This window comes from Oerskovia turbata, from assembly GCF_000718325.1.
GTDB classification, from domain to species: domain Bacteria; phylum Actinomycetota; class Actinomycetes; order Actinomycetales; family Cellulomonadaceae; genus Oerskovia; species Oerskovia turbata.
In genome coordinates this window covers 55,914-74,411 of record NZ_JOFV01000006.1, presented here as the reverse complement: position 1 = coordinate 74,411, position 18,498 = coordinate 55,914, and the positions used below count along the sequence as shown (strand labels likewise).

Here is an 18,498-nt window from a genome sequence, read left to right as displayed (position 1 = left end):
TCGCCTCGCGCGACACTTCGCACTGCCCGACGGCGGCGCTCACCTCCCGAGGTGAGCGCCGCCGTCGCGCACCGCGGGACGGAGGGGGAGCGGTGCCCATGTCGCACGCACGAGGCCACGGCTAGCCTGTGCCCCGGAACGCACGAGATCTCAAGAACAGGGGGGCGTGGCATGTCAGAGTCCCTACGGGTCGACACGGTACGCATGGAGACGGCAGGTTCCAGCCTGCAGGCGGCAGCATCGCAGCTCCCGTGGACGGTGCCCGACAGCGCAGGCGGATGCGGAAGCCAGGCGGTCGAGAACGCGGTGCAGGAATTCGCGATGCGGATGGCGCTCGAGCTCCGCGGGGCCTCCGAGGAGATCGAGGCGCTCGGACGCCACGCCGGGGAGGCCGCCCGGGCCGTCGAAGAGGCCGACCGGGCGCTTGCGCAGGCCGCCCCGTGAGCTACTACACGACCCGACGCCCCGACGCGGGGGACCTGACCGTCCTGACCAGCCTCTCGGCCGGCTTCGGGGCCCATGCCGACCAGGCGAGGGCCGCGGCGGGCACGTTGGCGAGCGCATCGGGCGACCTCGGTGTCGAAGCGTGGCAAGGAGTGTCCGGTGACGCCTGGCGAGCGCAGGTTCCGGTCCCTGAGGCACGGCTCGCACGGGTGCAGGCGGCCGCCGAGGCGTTCTCCCGGGCCGTCGGCACCTATGTGACCGTCGTGGCATGGATCGCGAGCGACGCCACCGTCCAGCGGACACGGCTCGACGAGGCGGAGCATGTCATCGCACGGCTCTACTGGGACTCCGAGTACACCGGCTCGGCCATCTGCTACGACGAGGACGACCGCGATCGTGCGCGTCGACGCGTCCGCGAGCAGGCCGAGCAGGACGTGCTCGACGCGTGGGCGGCACTGCGTGCGCTCGAGGAGCAGCGGGCAGCGGCCGACAGCACGTTCTGTGCTGCCCTCGCGGCCGACGCCCCCGACGGATGGTCGGCGACGTACCGAGCACTCCTGGCGGGCGGCATCGACTCGACGGCCGAGATGAGCAGCACCGAGCTCGCGGCCGCCTTCGCCGGTCTCGCGGACCGCGTCGCGAGCGGAGACGCCTCCGAGCGCGAACTGGAGCGGCTCCAGGCCTTCTTCGACACGTGGGGCGGGTCGAACGACGTGATGGCGCAGTACTTCCTGAAGGTCGGAGGTGAGACCACCGTCGCCATGGTCGACCGGCTCGGCGACGACGCGCAAGCGGGCCGCGTCGATCCTGCGGCGGCACTCCTGCTCGCTGCGGGCATCCGGGCCGCCCTCAGTACGGGCTCGGCGCGCTGGTCTCCCCGGACCGCGGACAGGTTCGCCGAGCAGATGCTCAGCACGGCGAGCGCGACGGGGGGAGGCGGGGTCGCCGCGATCGGCTTCCTGTTCTCGAACCCGCTCCGCGCCCCCCTGGGGGAGACGCTCGCGGTCGCGGTCGCGGACGCGCTCGACGACCAGGAACGCAACCCCCTCAACGCCTCGACGGGAGCCTGGTACGACACGTCCCCGAACGCAGGGGGCCGGTTCCTCGCCGGCCTCGAGAGCGGGACCAACGGCAACCAGGTCGACGACGCGTCGGGAAGGGTGCTCGCGACGCTCGGCGTGTATCCCGACGCCGCGATCGCCTGGCTCAGCGCGGACAAGGACGACTTCGCGACCGACGGAACACTGGGTGACGCGCGGCTGACCTACTGGTTCGGCCAGCGGGACTGGTCCGTGGGGACCAGCGGGGACGGCTTCGAAGGCGTGCACGCGCTCTGGGCCGGCCTGCAGCGAGCGGAAGGAGGGCTGGTGGCCGGAGCGGCCGACGGGTCGCCGCTCGACGTCGCGGTGATGCAGGACGTCGCCTCCCTCTCGACCAGCGTCTTCGAGCTGCTCAGCCGGAACGCAGCACTGGAACCGGAGAACGTGAGCACCCACGGCGCGATGCTCCTGGCGACCGCGCTCGTGCAGCAGCTCGAACAGCTCGGGGAGTACCCGATCTCGGCGCGGTCACCGAATACGGGTGTCGTTGTGACGGGAATCCTGGGCGGCGAGCCCGTGCCGATCGTCAATGCGAAGCAGGACTGGGTCGCCGACCTCTTCGGTGTCGCGGGGCATGACCTCGCGGGGCGGGAGGTCCTGGCTGCGCACGTCGCCGAGTACCAGGAGCACGTGACGAGCCTGGCCACCGTGCCCGGTTCCATGTTGACCGCCGAGGGGGCCATCCTGCGCCTGCTGGGCACGCAGGCCGCCCTCGAAGGGGCGCCCGTCGGTGCGGGGCTCGCGGTCGGACGGCGAGACGACGACGCGTTGAAGGCCGGCATCAGCGCGGCCGGTGGGTTCGTGGGCGCGGTGTCGGTCCCGGGAAAGTACCTGGGGAGCTGGGCGTTCGGACAGCTTGTCGGGTCCGCCGGGGACCTCGTGGGGACCCACTGGGCCACCGCGTACAACGACGCCCTGCAACTGGAGTACGGGAACGAGGAGGAGCGCAACGTGATCATGCGGGAAAAGCTCGGGCTCCTGGTCGAGGACTACGTGGCGCTCGGACTCATGGACCCGGACCCGCGGTTCGTCGACGAACAGATCGCGGACTACAACGACGGGTTCGACGCCTGGGCGCGGGAGGGAGAACGTCAGTGAAGAGAGAGTGTCGTGTGCCACGCGGGGCAGTGAGGGCGGCCGCAGCGCTCGTGGGAGCGGTGGTGCTTGGTGGGTGCTCGTCGGCGCCGGAGCCTGCGCCGTTCTCGACGGAGGTGGAGTGGCCCGAGGGCGAGCCGGTGGGGGAGCTCGAGGGAACACCGTGGGTGCAGGCGGTGCGAGAGTACGAGCTTGTCGTGGCTGCTGGGACGAATGCGCTGGACTTCTCCTCGTCCCGCTTCGGGGTGATGGCGGAAGGGGTGACGCAGGGGTGGTACGAGGAGGCCGTCGACGGTATCGAGGATGGTGATCTGGAACTGTGGGTGGGGCCGCGGTCGTTCGTGGTGTCGTCGGTGGTAGAGACGGAGGCGGGGGTGACGGTGGTGGCGTGTCATGCGCCGCGGGATCGGGTCATGGCTGAGCCTCGGGAGGCATCGAGCACGGCGGTCGAGTACTACCTGGTGGAGGTCGACGGTCACTGGGTGGTGGACGGGGGGCGCGAGGAGCGTTTCGGGTCGTGTGATGCCTCGGGTGCGGTGCAGGGGGTGTTCGTCACGCCGCCGGATCGTGAGCTGTTGACGATCGACGACCCGTCGGTCGTGGTCCCGCCGGCTGGGTCCGAGCCGTGACATGGAGGCGAGCCGTGGGGTCGGCGCCTGATCCCGTTCCGGTCAGCAGGGTGTCGGGAGGGGCTGGTGGAAGATCGGTCGCGGCGCTGGCAGGGGTGCTGGTGCTTGGTGGGTGCTCGTCGGCGCCGGAGCCTGCGCCGTTCTCGACGGAGGTGGAGTGGCCCGAGGGCGAGCCGGTGGGGGAACTCGAGGAGTCGCCGTGGGTGCAGGCGGTGCGGGACTACGAGCTGGTCGGGGCGGCCGCGACCAACGCCTTGGACTTCTCCTCACCTCACGTGGACATCATGACGGAGAGCCTCGCGAGAGGGTGGTACTCCGAGGTCGTCGACGGCATCGAGAACGGCGACTTGGAGTTGCGGGCGGGGCCGATGTCCTTCGTAGTGACCTCGGTCGAGGAAACGGAATCGGGTGCGACCGTGATCGTGTGCTCTGGGGAGGGGGAACGGATCATGACCGAGCCGAGCCGGACAGCGAGTCACGTCTTCACCTACGAGATCGAGGTTCTGGACGAGGTCCCGGTGGTCGTATGGTCCGAGGAAGGGCTCTGGCGCTCGTGTGACGCGACAGGTGCGGTGCAGGGCGTGTTCGCCACCCCGCCGGATCGTGCGTTGTTGACGATCGACGACCCGTCGGTCGTGGTCCCTCCGTGTGGCTGACGGTCCGTCCGTCCGCGATATCACCCGCTGCCTGGCCGCCCGACCCGTTACCCTTGACCGGTGCTCACCCTCTTGTCCGGTTCCTCCGTGTTCGGCGCCCATGTGATCGACTGCGTCGCGTGGGTGACCGGGATGCTCGGCGCGGCGCCGGGCCGGGTGGGGGCGATCGGCTCGCGCATCGAGGCCGTGGTCGCGGACTGGGGCTGGTTCGGCCCGACGGGCGAGATGACCGAGCGCATCGCGTACACCCCGCTGAGGGTCGCCCTCGCACTCTTCCTCGTCACCGCGGTGGCCGCGGTCGCGGCGCTCGTGTCGAGCCTCCTGACCCGCCGGAGCCGGTGAGACGACGGGGTCAGAGCCCCGCGACCAGGTTGACGACGGCGCCGATGATCACGGTCCCGAACATGTAGGACAGCAGGGCGTGCCCCAGCGCGGTCCGGCGGACCGCGCCCGACGTCACGTTGGTGTCGGAGATCGCGAAGCTCATCCCGACCGTGAACGCCACGTACATGAAGTCGAGGTATCGGGGCGGCTCGGCCTGGTTGAAGTCGATGCCCCCGTCGACGCCCGTGTAGTACTGCCGCGCGTAGGCCAGCCCGAACAGGGTGTGGACCGCGGCCCACGAGATCGCGACGCTCCCCACGGCGAACACCGCGGTGAGCGCCTGCGCGCTCTTGTCGGCGGGGGACGCGAGCAGCAGGAGCCCGACCCCGACGAGGCTCACGACCGCCGCCGCCAGGATGAACAGGTGCGCCACCCGCCGTGACGGTTCCTCGCGCGTGGCATGGCTCGCGGTCACCCGGGCGTCCATGGGCGCGATGACGGCCCAGGTCCACACGACGAACAGCAGGGCGGCGACGCTCCACCCCGCGAGGACCGCGAACCGCAGGTGGCCCTGCGCACCGAGCCAGGTCCCGACCGCCACCCCGACCAGGACCCCGGCCGCCAGGCGCCACCCGGGGCCGGGCCCGAGCCGGTCGCGGGGGACGGGGTCGGAGGGCAGGTCGGGTCCGGAGGGCGTCACGCGGTCAGTCAACCATCGGCCGCGCGGCCCGGCGCGTTGGCCGGAATCGTCCCGTGGTGTCTGCGGCTACGTCCCTTCGGCGAGGTATCGGAGCTGTGCTCGGACGCTCTGCCGTGCTGCGGAGAGCAGACCGGGGACGACGTCGCCGTAGACCGTGGCGGTCACGTCGTCGACGAGCGCCTCCGTGACCGGGTCGCCCGCTTGGTTCCCGAGCGCCGTACGCACCTGGGCGAGCCTGCCTGTCCTGTGCTCGCGGTACGTCCGCACGACGGCGGCCAGGTCGTCCAGGTGCGGGCCGTGCGCGGGCAGGACCGTCGCGGCGCCGATCGGCTCGAGCGCGTCGAGGCTCGTGAGGTAGTCGCGGAGCGATCCGTCGGGCTCGGCGATGACCGTGGTGCCGCGACCAAGGACCGTGTCGCCCGTGAGCACGCTGCCGTGCGGCCCGTCGTCGGGGAGGTGGAAGCTCGTCGAGTCGCCCGTGTGCCCGGGAGTCGCGAGGACCTCGATCCGCAGCCCGGCCGCGTGGATCGTCTCCCCGCCTCGTAACAGGGTCGCCTCGCGGGAACGGGCCGGGTGGCAGTGGGCCGGGTCCGCGGCGCGGACCGGCGCGCCCGTGAGCTCGGCGAAGCGTGCCGCTCCTGCGGTGTGGTCGGCGTGGCGGTGCGTGATCAGGACGACCTCGACGCGCGGGCCGGCGGCCAGAGCGGTGAGGTGAGCGACGTCGTCGGGCCCCGGGTCGACGACCACGCGTGTGCCCGCCCCCGGTGCGGCCAGGACGTACGACCTGGTCCCGTCGAGGGTCATGGGACCGGGGTTGGGTGCGAGCAGCACCGAGGCCAGGCCCGTGACCCGCACGGGCACGCCCGACGACGCCGCGTGGGCGGGCCGTCGGGTGCGGTCGTCGCGGGGTGGGGGCACGGGACGGCCGTCAGTCCTGGAGCGCGGCCGCGAGGAGCTCGATCGTCTGCGTGCGGCCGGGCGTCGCGTCGAGGGACTCGTCCGCGCGCGAGCCCGCGACGGGCACGACCATGACCTCGTCGACGCCGTGCCGGGCCGCGAGCTCGCGCACACGGCGAGCGGCGGCGTCGGGCTCGTCGACGATCCACCGGTCGAGCATCTCGTCGGCCATCTGGGACGTGAGCCCGTCGAGCGGCGTGGACGCGGCGTCCTCGACGCTCTCCTGCGCGCCGAGCGGCTTGCCCGAGCGCAGGCGCGCCATCATGCGGGCCTGCGGCAGAGCGCGGGCGCGGGCCTCGTCGAGCGTCGGGGCGACCGACACGTTGACCGTCAGGAACGTCTCCGGCGTCGGGTGCTCGGCTGACGGGCGGTAACCCTCGCGGTACAGCGCGAGGATCTCGTCGATGCCCTGACCCGAGAAGTGGTTGGCGAACACGTACGGCAGGCCGAGCTCGGCCGCCAGGCGCGCGGAGTAGTCGCTCGACCCGAGCAGCCACACGGTCGGCACCGTCTCGGCGGCCGGGGTCGCGTGGACGTCGTAGACCTGGCCGGTCGTGAGTCGGACCGAGGCCCCCTCGGCGCTCATGAGTGAGCGGATGTCCTGGACGTGCTGGGGGAAGCGGTCGACGTCGGACGTCGGGCCGCTGCTGCGCAGCAGGGCGGTGACGACGGGGTCGCTGCCGGGCGCGCGCCCGATGCCCAGGTCGATGCGCCCCGGGGCCATGGCCTCCAGGACCGCGAACTGCTCGGCGACGACGAGCGGCGCGTGGTTGGGCAGCATGACGCCGCCCGACCCGACGCGGATCCGCTCGGTCACCGCGGCGGCCGCCGAGATCATGACGGGCGGTGCCGACGCCGCGACCGCGGGCATGTTGTGGTGCTCGGCGAACCAGTAGCGCGTGAAGCCGAGGCGGTCGGCGAGGCGCACGAGGTCCAGGGAGGCGGCGATGGCCTGGGCGGAGGACTGTCCCGAGCGGACGGGGACGAGGTCGAGGACGGAGAGGCGCGGCGAGGTAGTCATCGCCAGATGCAACCCCGGGATACGGCTGGGGTATTCCTGCGCGGCCCCACTCAGCGGGTGGCCAGAGCTTGCTCCACGTCCTCGATCAGGTCGAGCGGGTCCTCGAGGCCGATCGACAGGCGCACGGTCGTCTCCGCGATCCCGACGGCGGCACGCCCCTCCGGACCCAGCTTGCGGTGCGTCGTGGTCGCCGGGTGCGTGATGAGCGACTTGGCGTCACCCAGGTTGTTGGAGATGTCCACGACCCGCAGGGCGTCGAGGAACGCGAACGTGCGCTTCTTGAGGAGCTCGGGGTCGGTGTGCGGGTCGTCGGCGCCGGGCACGTCGAGGTTGAACGTGACGACCGTCCCGCCGCCGCTCTGCTGGGCCTTGGCGAGCTCGACCTGGGGGTGCGAGGCGAGGAACGGGTAGCGCACGGCCGTGATGCCGGGCAGGTCTTCGAGCGCGGTCGCGACGAGGAGGGCCGAGGCGTTCTGCGCCTTGACGCGCACCGACAGGGTCTCGAGCCCCTTGACCAGGACCCACGCGTTGAACGCGCTGAGCGAGGGGCCCGTGTTGCGGATGAAGGTCTGGACGGGGCCCTTGACGTACTCCTCGGAGCCCAGGATCGCGCCACCCAGCACGCGGCCCTGACCGTCGATGTGCTTGGTCGCCGAGTACACGACGACGTCGGCGCCGAGCTCGAGCGGCTTCTGCAGCACGGGGGTCGCGAACACGTTGTCGAGCACGACGACGGCCCCCGCGGCGTGCGCGAGGTCGCTCACGCGGCGCACGTCGATCACGTCCTGCATGGGGTTGGACGGGGTCTCGAAGAAGACGACGTCCGCGGGGGTCGACAGCGCCTCCTCCCACTGTGAGAGCACGTGGCCGTCGACGTAGTCGGTCCGCACGCCCCACTTGGCGAAGATCTCGTCGAAGATGACGAGCGACGAGCCGAACAGCGCGCGGGCCGCGACGATGCGCGACCCGGCACCGACGAGCGCCGCGAGCGACGTGAAGACCGCCGACATACCGGACGCCGTGGCGTAGCAGGCCTCGGCGCCCTCGATCAGTCGCAGCCGCTCCTCGAACGTGTGCACGGTCGGGTTGCCGTAGCGCGAGTAGATGAAACGGTCGACCTCGCCAGTGAACGCGGCCTCGGCCTCGGCGGCGCTCCCGTACACGTAGCCCTGCGTGAGGAAGAGCGCCTCGCTCGTCTCCTCGAAGTTCGTGCGGGCGTGGCCGCCGCGCACCGCGAGGGTGTCGGGGCGGACCGAGCGGGGGAGCGGGCCACGACCCGAGCCGCCAGGGATGCCGGCGGGGATGCGGAGGACGCCGTCGGGGGTCTCCCCGGTCGCGGCGCTCACGATTGCTTCCAGGGCAGGCCCGCGGCGCGCCAGCCGTCGGAACCACGGTGACCGGCGCCGTCGAGCGCTCCCTCGAAGCCCTCGAGGACGTTGTACGCGGGACCCAGCCCCGCGGCGGTCGCGGCCTTGGCCGCGCCGATCGAGCGGGCTCCCGAGCGGCACAGGAAGACGACCGGACGCTCGGGGCTCAGCCCGGCCGCGGTGAGGTCCGTGACGAACGCAGGGTTCGGGCGGCCTGCGACGTCGACCCACTGGGTCAGGACCGGTTCGCGGCCCGTCGAGGTCAGGTCGGGGACGCCCACGAAGCGCCACTCGGCGTCGGTGCGGACGTCGACGAGGACGGCGCTCGGGTCGCTCTGGAGAAGGGCCCACGCCTGCTGGGGCGTGATGTCGCCGGCGTAGCCGTCGGCGGGACGGGCGTCGGGGACCGGGGCAGCGGTCGTGGGATCGGGGGCACTCATGGTGATCCTCCATCGGTCGTGGCGGTAGCACCCTCGCCCGTCACCGGGGGGTTGCTGCGGCGTCGTCGTGCCAAGTCACTCAGCCGCTCTGGATGGTTGCGTCGGATCGTACGCCACCGTGCCCACGGGGTGGAACGGGCGTCTCGCAGGGTGGTCGGGTAGGTTCCTGCGCATGACACGCCTCCCCGAACCGGACCGCGAGGTAGAGGCTTCCCGTCGAGACAGAGGGCCAGGGGCCTCTACCTCGACGCAAGCCCTCTGTCTCGCGGCGCACGGCCAGCAGGCCGAGGAGCTCCTGACCGGGGGCAACTCCTCGACCGTCGTGCGGCGCGGCGACACCGTGCGACGCACCGCCGGGCCCTGGACGCCCACGGTCCAGGCGCTCCTGCGCCACCTGCGAGGACAGGGCGTCGTCGAGGTGCCCGAGCCGCTGGGGACCGACGACCAGGGACGCGAGGTGCTGTCCTTCCTCGCCGGTGACGTCGCGCACTACCCGCTGCCCCCGTGGGTCTGGGACGAGTCCGTGCTCCGGGACGCGGGCGCGCTGCTGCGGCGCGTGCACGACGCGAGCGCCGGGTTCCTCGCCGCGGGCGCCGGGTCTGCAGACGCCGGGCCCGCAACCCCCACCTGGCAGACCGCACCGCACGAGCCGGTCGAGGTCGTGTGCCACAACGACGTCGCACCGTACAACCTGGTCTTCCGCGACGGGGTCGTCGTCGGGCTCATCGACTTCGACACCGCGAGCCCCGGCCCCCGGATCTGGGACCTGGCCTACCTGGGCTACCGGCTCGCGCCCCTCGTGGCGGACGCCGGGGACGGGGAGGGGGCCGACGTCGTCGGGCGGCTGGACCCGTTGGCGCGGCTCGACACGCTGGTCGCCGCGTACGGGATGCCGTACTCGCGTCGCGAGGTCCTGACCACCGTCGTGGCGCGGCTCGACGAGCTCGCGGCGTTCACCGACGAGCGGGCGTCCGCGACCGGACGCGACGAGTTCCGGGAGCACGCGGCCATGTACCGGGCCGACGCGCAGCGCGTTCGGGCGCTCGCGGACGCGTCGCCCCGCTGAGCCGACCCGCCCGCCTGGCAGACCACCCTGACCATCATCCGAGACGCTGTGCCCACCGGTTGACACGCTCCGCGGGCCTCGACCATCCTGGTCCCCAGGTCATGAGTGCCAGCGCAAAACCCCGGTTTGCTGGCCGGCAACCCTCCTCCGCGGTGGGGTGCCCCGGGTGACGACCAGGTCCCTCTCTGTCTGGAGGGGGGCAAGCGCGGAGGGGCCGCAGGGCGAACTCCGACGACCACCGGAGGACGTGCCATGAGCGCACACGCAGTGATCGAAGCACCCGCCTCGTGTGCCGTGCTGCCCGTCGTGGGCAGCGACACCCTGGTCCCCCTCGTCGACGGGCGCAGCGTCCCGTACGCGAACCTCGACGTCGCTGCCTCGGCCCCGGCGCTCCAGGTCGTGGCCGACCGGGTCAACGAGGTCCTGCCGCTGTACGCGAGCGTGCACCGCGGCGCGGGCTACCTGTCGCAGGTGTCGACGGCCCTCTACGAGGCCGCCCGCCAGACCATCGGCGCGTTCGTCGGAGCCCGCGAGGACGACGTCACGATCGTCACGCGCAACACCACGGACTCCCTCAACCTCCTCGCGGGCTGCGTCCCGGCCCAGGCGGACGGCTCGCCGGGTCGCGTGCTCGTCCTCGACGTCGAGCACCACGCGAACCTCCTGCCCTGGCAGCGCACGGGCGGCGCCACGGTGCTGGTCGGCGGTGCGACGGTCGCCGAGACCCTGTCGGGCCTGCGCGCCGAGCTCTCCCGCTTCCCGTACGCGCTCGTCGCGGTCACGGGAGCGTCGAACGTCACGGGTGAGTCGCTGCCGCTCGCCGAGGTCGTGGCCGCGGCGCACGACGCCGGCGCGCGCGTCCTGCTCGACGGCGCCCAGCTCGTCCCGCACCGCGGCGTCTCGCTCGCCGCGAGCGACGTGGACTACGTCGCGTTCTCGGGGCACAAGACGTACGCGCCGTTCGGCGCGGGCGCTCTCGTCGGTCGCCGCGACTGGCTCGACACCGGCACGCCCTACCTCGCCGGTGGTGGCGCGGTCCGCAACGTGACGCTCGACGGCACCACGTGGCAGAGCGCCCCGGCGCGGCACGAGGCCGGGTCGCCCAACGTGATCGGCGCGGTCGCGCTCGCCTCCGCGTGCGACGCGCTCGCGGCCCTCGAGCCCGGCGAGCTCGTCGCGCACGAGACCGAGCTGCGGGCCCGCCTCGTCGAGGGTCTGGAGGCGATCGACGGCGTGCGCGTCGTGCGGGCCTGGGCCGACGCCGTCGACCCGGTGGGGGTCGTGACGTTCTCGGTCGACGGCTCGGACGCGGGGCTGGTCGCGGCCTACCTGTCGGCCGAGCACGGCATCGGCGTGCGCGACGGCCGCTTCTGCGCGCACCCGCTCCTGGCCCGGCTGGGCTTCCCGGCCGGGGCGATCCGGGCGTCGATCGGGGTGGGCACCACGGGCGAGGAGATCGAGCGCCTGATCACCGCGCTGCGCACCTGGGTCAGCGAAGGGGCCAAGGCCCGGTACGAGGTCGTGGACGGCTGCTGGGTCGTGAGCGACGACCCGCGTCCGCTCCTGCAGGTCGCGGGGCTCTCGGGCCTGTTCGCGACGGCCGCGGCAGGCAACATCACGGCCGCCGTGGGCTGCGGACCGGCCCCGGCATGAACGCCCTCTGACCTGCGAAGACGCTGCCGGGAGCGCAACGTTCACCGGGGCGTCATCCCGTCGTCCACGAACGACCGCTCCGTGGTCTTGGCGGCGACGCCTGCGTGTGTTCTGATATGCGCTGTGCAGCACGATGTCCACCTTCAAGGCCACGGGTTCCGCCTCGAACCCCTGGCTGTCGCGCACGCCGGTGCGCTCGCCCAGATCGTCGATCCGTCGATGTGGGCAGGTATGAGTACGACCCTCCCCGAGGGGGAGGTCGGGATGGTGAACTTCATCGAGGACACCCGCGCCACCCGCGCGCTGACGGCCTTCGCCGTCGTCGACGCGGGCTCGGGTCTCGTGGTGGGGAGCACCGCTTTCCGTGACCTGTCGCTCGACGACAGGCGCGTGGAGATCGGGCGGACCTTCTACGCCCGGTCCACGTGGGGGAGCCTCGTCAACCCGGTCTCGAAATGGCTGCTGCTCCGACATGCGTTCGAGTCGTGGGACGTGCACCGCGTGGGTTTCCGGGTGGACGCGCGCAACGTGCGCTCGCTCGCCGCGATGCGTCGCCTCGGCGCGTACGAGGAGGGCGTCATGCGAGGTCATCGCGCGGCTCCCGACGGGACCCGGGCCGACTCGGTGTGCTTCTCGATCCTGGCGCACGAGTGGCCGGGCGTCGAGCTCGGCCTGCTCGACCGGATCACGAGCCCACGCACCGTGCCCGTGCTCGGCCCGGTCGGGCTGACCGCCGCCGGGGAGCCCGACGCCGGGGCGCCCGGTGTCGCGGTCCCCGACCTGCCCCCGGTCATCGCGCTCTGACGTACTCCCCGTCCACCCTGTCCACAGCACCGCCCCGGGACCCGCGATCGGGTCCCGGGGCGGACGTCTGCCGGGGCGTCAGTCCTTCGTGAAGGCGTCCTTGACGTCGTCGCCGGCCTGCTTGACGTTGGCCTTCGCCTGGTCGGCGTGGCCCTCGGCCTCGAGGCGCTCGTTGCCGGTCGCCTTGCCGGCACCTTCCTTGACCTTGCCCTTGGCCTCTTCGGCACCGTGCTTGATCTTGTCTCCCAGTCCCATGGGGTTCCTCCCTCGGTGTTGGTGGGTGCTTCCCGACGACCGTAGGCAGGGAGCGCGGCGACTCGCATCTCGGGGGACGGGCGGTCCACGAGACCTTCACAACTGGTCGGGCAGGACGACCGGATGGAGGACGACGTCGTCCTGGAGACGCTACGGGCCTGACGACTCGGGCGGGCGGAGCCGACCCAGAGCTGCGTCGAGGGCTGCGTGGGCGGCCTCGCTGTCGAGGCCTGTCTGCTGGGCGACCAGGGCGAGGGCATCTGCTGCGGACGTGACGTCGTCTGGCCTCGCGACCGCCCGCTCGGGGCCGAGGACGATCGTCCCGTGCCTGCCGAGCGTCTCGACGAGACCGTCGCGCGCGAGCGCGTCGTACGCCTTGTTGACGGTCCCTCGTGCGATGTCGAGGTCGGTCGCGAGATCGCGGATCGCCGGGAGGCGGGCGCCGGGACGGAGCTGCCCCGAGGCGACAAGACGGCTCACCTGGGTGCGGATCTGCTCGAAGACCGGGACGGGGGAGCGGGGGTCGACCTGGACGATCATCGAACGCCGCCGGCCCCCGCGCTCGACGGGAGTGCCGGGGTCGGGCGAAGGATCAGCGACCATGGGCGTTGGGGCGACGCCCGGTGCACCAGGACGAACGTCGTGACGAGCAGGGTGATCGACAAGAACGTCTGGGCGGCTGCGAGCGGCGGCGAGGTCACCGGGACCGAGGCGAGCACCTGGCTGACGGTGAGCGTCGCCGCTCCCGCCTCGAGCCAGGCGAGCGACCTGCTCGCGAAGGCACGGATGCGGTGGTCGACGGCGGCAGCGTCGGGCGACACGACGGGTCGCCGCCTCGATCGGACGACTGACTGGGTCCGCTCGGCGACCGCAGCGACGACGACCCCGGTGAGCGCGACGAGCAGTGGTGCGGTCTGCCCGGCGATCACGCCGACCAGGCCGACGAGCAGTGCGACGGCGAGGAGCACACGCGCGGTGACGAGGACGCGGCCGTGCTCGAGCGGTGGGCGCGGGGTCAGCGACGCGGTACGCAGCGAGGGAGCGACGCCGTCCACGGCGCGGGGACGCGAGAGCCGGTACGTCTCGGCCGACAGGGACCCGACGAGGACGCCGGTCACGCCGCAGAAGAGCACGAGGTCGAGCGGGATCGTCGCGTTCCAGCGCAGGCCGAGGAGGACTCCGAGGGCAGTGCCCAGCAACCCGCCGACCATCCTGTGCTGACGGTGCCGTGCCAGGTAGCGGCGGTAGACGTCGGCCTGGGCGGGCGGGACGTCGGCGGTCCCCGCGATCCACCGGACGTCGCCCGCGCTGACGCGGCGGCTGATGTTGAGGGCGACGACGAGCAGCACCACGAGGCCGACGAGGAGGAGGGGAGGGACGAGTCGCACGGACGCTCCGTTTCTGGGGGTGGCCCTTTGGCCTATTGGCACAGTACATTGTGCCAATGTCGTCCACAAGCCTCTTGCCGAGCGACCCGTCGCTCACGGCCCTCACCCCGCGCCCCACCCGCGGACGCAGCCTGCTCCTGGTGGTCATCGCCATCGTCCTCCTGGTCGGGGCCTGGTTCTCACCGGACGTGCTCCGACCAGGTCCGGACGTCGGTGCGGGGTCCGCCGGGGCGTGGGCGGCGATCCCGCAGGACGAGGTGGTCCTGAGGACCGTCGACATCTCGATGATCGCGCCGATCGGGGGGACGGTGGTGGGGATCGGGGACGTCCCGGGGGCGACGGTCGTGGATGCCTGGCTCTTCCAGCCACCGGTCGAGACGCCGGCGCTGGACTCGCAGACCCTCGCGCAGCAGACCGTCGACGACGTCCTCGCCGACGCCTACGCACCCGGGGTGCTCGACGGCGCCGCGCTTCCGCAACGGATCGCGAGCGGCCCGGTGCAGGTCGTCGTGCTGTGGAAGATCACGGACTGCGGCGCGCTCGACGAGTGGGCCAGGCCGTCGATGACGGTGACGAACGTCCTCGGCATGAGCTTCGAGCGGCCGTTCCCCGACTTCACGGGACCGGCGCTGAGCCAGGGGGTCGGCTCTCTGGCGGAGGGCATCTGCCCGGCTCCGGCGGGTTGAACCCCGCTGAGGAGCGAGCTGAGGCCCCCGATCAGACCAGATCAGGGGCCTCGACTCACTTCTCGGCAGGCGCGGCAGTCGCGGCAGCAGCAGTGCTCAGCGGGGCGTGACCTTGCCGCTGAAGTGGCGCTTCCCGGTGCGGCCGTCCCACCCGACGTACGTGAACCCGCCCGGGTGAGCGGCGCCGTCGGGCGTGCGGGTGATGGCGACCTGGACCGTGCCCGGGAGCAGGACCGGCTTCTCGAACTCGACCGTCCAGTCGTAGGCGTCGCCGCGCGCGGCACCGACCTCGGCCAGCGCGCGGGCGGCCGTGTACATGCCGTGCGCGATGGTCCGCGGGAAGCCGAACGCCTTGGCGCCCAGGACCGAGGTGTGGATGGGGTTGCGGTCGCCGGAGATCGCGCCGTAGGCACGCCCCGTCCCGCCGCCCAGCGCCCACCGGGCCGTCGGGAGCGGCGGCACGAAGTCCTCGCGGGACACCACGTCGGGCGCGCGCTCGCCCGACGGCAGGTCGAACCCCTTGGCCAGGTACGTCGAGACGCCGCGGTACGCGAGCTCGCCGCCCGTGCTCACCTCGGTCACGAGGTCCACCTGGACCCCGCGCCGGTGCGCGCGCAGGTTCTTGGCGGACGCGCACACCTCGAGCACGTCGCCGACCCGCACGGGCCGGTGCACCGAGACCGCGTTCGACACGTGCACGAGTCCCAGCAGCGGCAGCGGGAAGTCGCTGCGGACCATGAGCGCGGTCGCGAGCGGGAACGCGAGCACGTGCAGGTAGCCCGCGGGCAGGGTGTCGTCGACACGCTCGCCGACCAGCCGCTGGTACGCGGTCAGGTGCTCGGTCGCGTCCGCGGTGGGGACGTCGGCGACGCGGTAGACGACGTCCGGCAGGACGACGTCGCGCGGCCCGGGCAGGACGCGCCCCACGGGGGAGCGCGTCACGGCGATCCGGCCCGACGACGCCACGCCCTTCGCGTAGAGGCCGCCGAGCCCCGGCAGCGCGGGCAGCGTGACGAGACGCGGGTTGCGGTGCTCGGGGGCCTCCTGCGCGGCGGCCGTCACGCGCCCACCAGGCTCTGGCCGCACACGCGCAGCACCTGGCCGTTGACGCCCGCGGCGGCGGGGGACGCGAGGAACGCGATGGCCTCGGCCACGTCGATGGGCTGACCGCCCTGCTGGAGCGAGGACACGCGGCGCGCCATCTCGCGCTGGACCAGCGGGATCGAGGCTGTCATGTCGGTCTCGATGAACCCGGGCGCGACCGCGTTGGCCGAGCCGCCGAGCGGCGCCAGGAGGCGGGCGGTCGCCCGCGTGTGCCCGATGACCCCGGCCTTGGAGGCGCCGTAGTTCGTCTGGCCCCGGTTGCCCGCGATGCCGCTCGTCGAGGCGAGCGAGACGATGTGCGGGGCCTCCGAGAAGCCGTTCGCGCCCAGCAGGTACTCGTTGATCCGTAGCTGCGCGAGCAGGTTGACCGCGATCACGGCGTCCCACTTGTCGGGGGACATGTTGGCGAGCAGCTTGTCGCGCAGGATCCCGGCGTTGTGGACCAGGATGTGCAGGCCGCCGTGGCGGGTCCGGGCGTGCTCGAGGATGCGGGCTCCCGCGTCCTCGGCCGTCACGTCGAGCTGCAGGGCCGTGCCCTTGATCTCGTTGGCGACCTTCGCGAGAGACTCGCCCGCAGCGGGGACGTCGACCACGACGACCGTCGCGCCGTCGCGTGCGAGCGTGCGGGCGATGGCCGCGCCGATCCCGCGGGCGGCGCCCGTCACGACCGCGACGCGACCTGCGAGGGGACGGTCCCAGTCGGTCGTGGTCTCGGTCGTGGCCGGGCCCACGTGCAGGAGCTGCCCGTCGACGAACGCCGAGCTGCCTGACAGGAAGAACCGCAGCGTGGCCAGGGCCGACGTCGAGTCCGGTGCGGCACCGTCCGTGAGCTGGATGCCGTTGGCCGTGGCGCCCGCGCGCAGCTCCTTGGCGAGCGAGCGCAGGAACCCGTCGACGCCCTGGCGGGTCGCGGCGAGCAGGGGCGTGTCGTCGTCGGCCGGTGCACGCGAGACGGTCACGACGCGCCCGCCCGGCGCGAGGCGGCGCAGGTTCGCGCCGAGCTCGAGCACGGGGGCCGAGAAGTCCGCGGGGCTGGTGGCGCCCGTCAGGACGACCACGATCGCCCCCCAGCGGGTCTCCCCGTCGCCGGCGTTCTGCCGGACGTCGAGGTCCCACCCGAGCAGCGCCTGTGCGACGGCGTTCGTGTCCTCGGCCGAGCCGGGCTCGCCGATCACGAGCACCGGGCCGGGCACGAGCGGGTCGCCCGGGCGGTAGCGGCGCAGGACCGCGGGCCGGGGCAGACCGAGCTTCTTGGCGACGGTCTTGGTGAAGCCCGAGTTGACGGCGGACAGGTACTTGTCGGTCATGGTGGGCTCCCTCAGCTCTCGGTGCTCTGTGCGGGCGTGGCGGCCGGGCTCGCGGCGCTCTCGAGGATCGCGGCGAGGCCCAGGCCACCGGCCGCGCAGATCGAGATGAGCGCGCGGGCCGGACGGCCCGTCTCGCGCGACCTGTCGGCCACGAGCTTCGCGGCCGTCGCGACGATGCGCCCGCCGGTCGCGGCGAACGGGTGACCTGCGGCCAGCGACGACCCGTGGACGTTGAGGCGAGACCTGTCGATCGACCCGAACGCGCCGTCGAGCCCGAGCTCGGTGCGGCAGTAGTCGTCGTCCTCCCAGGCGGCCAGCGTGGTCAGGACGGTCGAGGCGAAGGCCTCGTGGATCTCGTAGAAGTCGAAGTCCTCGAGGGCCAGGCCGTTGCGGGCGAGCAGGCGGGGGACCGCGTGCGCAGGAGCCATGAGCAGGCCCTCGTGGCCGTGCACGAAGTCGACCGCGGCGGACTCCGCGTCGACCACGCGCGCGAGGACGGGCAGGTCGTGCTCGGCGGCCCACTCGCGCGAGCCGAGCAGTACCACGGAGGCGCCGTCGGTCAGGGGCGTCGAGTTGCCGGCGGTCATGGTAGGCAGGGCGGGGCCCGTCGGCGCCGCGCCAGCGGACCCTCCGGCCGCCGCCCCGTGCGTGGGTGCGCTCGGCGTGAGGTGCTTGCCGAAGACGGGCTTGAGCGACGCGAGCTTCTCGGCGGACGAGTCGGCGCGCATGTTCTGGTCCTGCGTGAGCCCGCGGAATGGGGTCACGAGGTCGTCGAAGAACCCTGCCTTCCAGGCGGCGGCGAGGTTCAGGTGGCTGTTCAGGGCGACCTCGTCCTGCGCCTCGCGGCTGATGCCCCAGGCTGCGGTCGTGATCGCCTGGTGCTCGCCCATCGACAGCCCCGTGCGGGGTTCTCCCGTGCTGGGCGTCGACGGCGCGAGGTCGCCCGGGCGCACCGCTGCGAAGGCCTTGAGGCGAGCGCCCAGGGTCTTGGCGTGGCCGGCCTTGAGCAGCGCCTTGCGCAGTCCTTCGCTCACGGCGACGGGCGCGTCGGACACGGTGTCGGAGCCGCCCGCGACGCCCGACTCGATCTGCCCGAGCCGGATCTTGTTGGACACGGTCACGACGGCCTCGAGGCCCGTGGCGCACGCCTGCTGGAGGTCGAACGCGGGGGTCTGCGGGGAGAGCGACGAGCCGAGGACGGACTCGCGGATCAGGTTGAAGTCGCGCGAGTGCTTGAGCACGGCACCGCCGACGACCTCGCCCAGGCGCTCGCCCTGGAGGCCGTAGCGCGCCACGAGCCCTTCGAGGGCGGCCGTGAACATGTCCTGGTTGCTGGCTCCCGTGTACTTGCCGCCCGCGCGGGCGAACGGGATGCGGTTGCCGCCCAGGACGTAGGCGTCGCGAAGGGCGGGAGTGCGCCCGGGCTGCTCGGCGGGCTGCGCGTCCGGCTGCTCGTCGGTTCCGGGGGTGGTGGTCTGGGGTGTCTTCGGGGTGGCCACTTC

At 72.8% G+C, this 18,498-nt stretch carries 20 protein-coding genes and 2 riboswitches; of the genes, 9 read left to right on the top strand and 11 right to left on the bottom strand.

What is annotated here, in order from left to right; genetic code table 11:
* Positions 1–171: 171 nt before the first annotated feature.
* From IE95_RS0107695 to IE95_RS0107675, 5 genes are all read left to right on the top strand, one after another.
* Positions 172–444 (top strand): hypothetical protein, encoded by a 273-nt coding sequence (locus IE95_RS0107695; protein WP_030151043.1) that lies wholly within the window; start codon positions 172–174, stop codon positions 442–444.
* Positions 441–2,642, top strand: a complete 2,202-nt coding sequence (locus IE95_RS0107690) for a hypothetical protein (protein ID WP_030151042.1) — start codon at positions 441–443, stop codon at positions 2,640–2,642. The genes IE95_RS0107695 and IE95_RS0107690 overlap by 4 nt, the downstream gene beginning before the upstream one ends.
* A gap of 137 nt (positions 2,643–2,779) precedes the next feature.
* Positions 2,780–3,268, top strand: a complete 489-nt coding sequence (locus tag IE95_RS0107685; RefSeq protein WP_129429509.1) for a hypothetical protein — start codon at positions 2,780–2,782, stop codon at positions 3,266–3,268.
* Between the two features lie 14 nt (positions 3,269–3,282).
* Positions 3,283–3,924 (top strand): hypothetical protein, encoded by a 642-nt coding sequence (locus IE95_RS0107680; protein ID WP_129429508.1) that lies wholly within the window; start codon positions 3,283–3,285, stop codon positions 3,922–3,924.
* 60 nt (positions 3,925–3,984) lie between these two features.
* Positions 3,985–4,266, top strand: coding sequence for a hypothetical protein (locus tag IE95_RS0107675; RefSeq protein WP_030151039.1), 282 nt, complete (start codon positions 3,985–3,987; stop codon positions 4,264–4,266).
* 10 nt (positions 4,267–4,276) lie between these two features.
* Here IE95_RS0107675 and IE95_RS0107670 read toward each other — a convergent pair whose 3' ends face one another.
* From IE95_RS0107670 to IE95_RS0107650, 5 genes are all read right to left on the bottom strand, one after another.
* Complete coding sequence (locus IE95_RS0107670; protein ID WP_030151038.1) at positions 4,277–4,948, bottom strand: DUF1345 domain-containing protein; 672 nt, start codon at positions 4,946–4,948, stop codon at positions 4,277–4,279.
* 66 nt (positions 4,949–5,014) lie between these two features.
* The gene (locus IE95_RS0107665; RefSeq protein WP_030151037.1) at positions 5,015–5,809 is read right to left on the bottom strand and encodes an MBL fold metallo-hydrolase; all 795 of its coding nucleotides are present in this window, start codon (positions 5,807–5,809) and stop codon (positions 5,015–5,017) included.
* 67 nt (positions 5,810–5,876) lie between these two features.
* On the bottom strand, positions 5,877–6,926 hold the full coding sequence (locus IE95_RS0107660) for an LLM class flavin-dependent oxidoreductase (protein ID WP_030151036.1): 1,050 nt from the start codon (positions 6,924–6,926) through the stop codon (positions 5,877–5,879).
* A gap of 50 nt (positions 6,927–6,976) precedes the next feature.
* Positions 6,977–8,230 (bottom strand): O-succinylhomoserine sulfhydrylase, encoded by a 1,254-nt coding sequence (locus IE95_RS0107655; RefSeq protein ID WP_051702922.1) that lies wholly within the window; start codon positions 8,228–8,230, stop codon positions 6,977–6,979.
* A 38-nt stretch (positions 8,231–8,268) separates the two neighbouring features.
* On the bottom strand, positions 8,269–8,733 hold the full coding sequence (locus IE95_RS0107650) for a rhodanese-like domain-containing protein (protein ID WP_051702872.1): 465 nt from the start codon (positions 8,731–8,733) through the stop codon (positions 8,269–8,271).
* 6 nt (positions 8,734–8,739) lie between these two features.
* Positions 8,740–8,832, bottom strand: a riboswitch (SAM riboswitch).
* 73 nt (positions 8,833–8,905) lie between these two features.
* Between IE95_RS0107650 and IE95_RS0107645 the strand changes: the two genes are divergently transcribed.
* The 3 genes from IE95_RS0107645 (at position 8,906) to IE95_RS0107635 (ending at position 12,256) form a co-directional block, all read left to right on the top strand.
* On the top strand, positions 8,906–9,799 hold the full coding sequence (locus IE95_RS0107645) for a phosphotransferase enzyme family protein (protein WP_084689950.1): 894 nt from the start codon (positions 8,906–8,908) through the stop codon (positions 9,797–9,799).
* A gap of 97 nt (positions 9,800–9,896) precedes the next feature.
* Positions 9,897–10,011: riboswitch (SAM riboswitch) on the top strand.
* Between the two features lie 40 nt (positions 10,012–10,051).
* Positions 10,052–11,452, top strand: a complete 1,401-nt coding sequence (locus tag IE95_RS0107640; protein WP_036571470.1) for an aminotransferase class V-fold PLP-dependent enzyme — start codon at positions 10,052–10,054, stop codon at positions 11,450–11,452.
* A gap of 81 nt (positions 11,453–11,533) precedes the next feature.
* Complete coding sequence (locus IE95_RS0107635) at positions 11,534–12,256, top strand: GNAT family N-acetyltransferase (RefSeq protein WP_338068436.1); 723 nt, start codon at positions 11,534–11,536, stop codon at positions 12,254–12,256.
* Positions 12,257–12,334: 78 nt separating this feature from the next.
* On the opposite strand, the gene IE95_RS18755 is transcribed toward IE95_RS0107635, so the two are convergent.
* The 3 genes from IE95_RS18755 to IE95_RS0107620 all read right to left on the bottom strand — a co-directional run bounded on the left by IE95_RS18755 (position 12,335) and on the right by IE95_RS0107620 (position 13,899).
* Positions 12,335–12,511 carry a CsbD family protein gene (locus tag IE95_RS18755; RefSeq protein WP_036571468.1) on the bottom strand — a complete coding sequence of 59 codons (177 nt, stop codon included), beginning with the start codon at positions 12,509–12,511 and terminating at the stop codon, positions 12,335–12,337.
* 150 nt (positions 12,512–12,661) lie between these two features.
* Positions 12,662–13,051 carry a GntR family transcriptional regulator gene (locus tag IE95_RS0107625; protein ID WP_036571465.1) on the bottom strand — a complete coding sequence of 130 codons (390 nt, stop codon included), beginning with the start codon at positions 13,049–13,051 and terminating at the stop codon, positions 12,662–12,664.
* Entirely contained in the window at positions 13,048–13,899 is an 852-nt protein-coding gene (locus IE95_RS0107620) for a hypothetical protein (RefSeq protein ID WP_030151029.1), read from the bottom strand. The genes IE95_RS0107625 and IE95_RS0107620 overlap by 4 nt, the downstream gene beginning before the upstream one ends.
* A 56-nt stretch (positions 13,900–13,955) precedes the next feature.
* Between IE95_RS0107620 and IE95_RS0107615 the strand changes: the two genes are divergently transcribed.
* Positions 13,956–14,585, top strand: a complete 630-nt coding sequence (locus IE95_RS0107615; protein ID WP_129429507.1) for a hypothetical protein — start codon at positions 13,956–13,958, stop codon at positions 14,583–14,585.
* A 96-nt stretch (positions 14,586–14,681) separates the two neighbouring features.
* Here IE95_RS0107615 and IE95_RS0107610 read toward each other — a convergent pair whose 3' ends face one another.
* From IE95_RS0107610 to IE95_RS0107600, 3 genes are read right to left on the bottom strand one after another with little or no spacing between them, the layout of a single operon-like run.
* A complete protein-coding gene (locus tag IE95_RS0107610; protein WP_030151027.1) occupies positions 14,682–15,647 on the bottom strand; it encodes a MaoC/PaaZ C-terminal domain-containing protein in 966 nt (321 codons plus the stop codon).
* Positions 15,644–16,996 carry a 3-oxoacyl-ACP reductase gene (locus IE95_RS0107605; protein WP_030151026.1) on the bottom strand — a complete coding sequence of 451 codons (1,353 nt, stop codon included), beginning with the start codon at positions 16,994–16,996 and terminating at the stop codon, positions 15,644–15,646. Before IE95_RS0107605 ends, IE95_RS0107610 begins: the two co-directional genes overlap by 4 nt.
* 11 nt (positions 16,997–17,007) lie before the next feature.
* Entirely contained in the window at positions 17,008–18,495 is a 1,488-nt protein-coding gene (locus IE95_RS0107600) for an acetyl-CoA C-acetyltransferase (RefSeq protein ID WP_051702871.1), read from the bottom strand.
* Positions 18,496–18,498 lie beyond the last annotated feature (3 nt).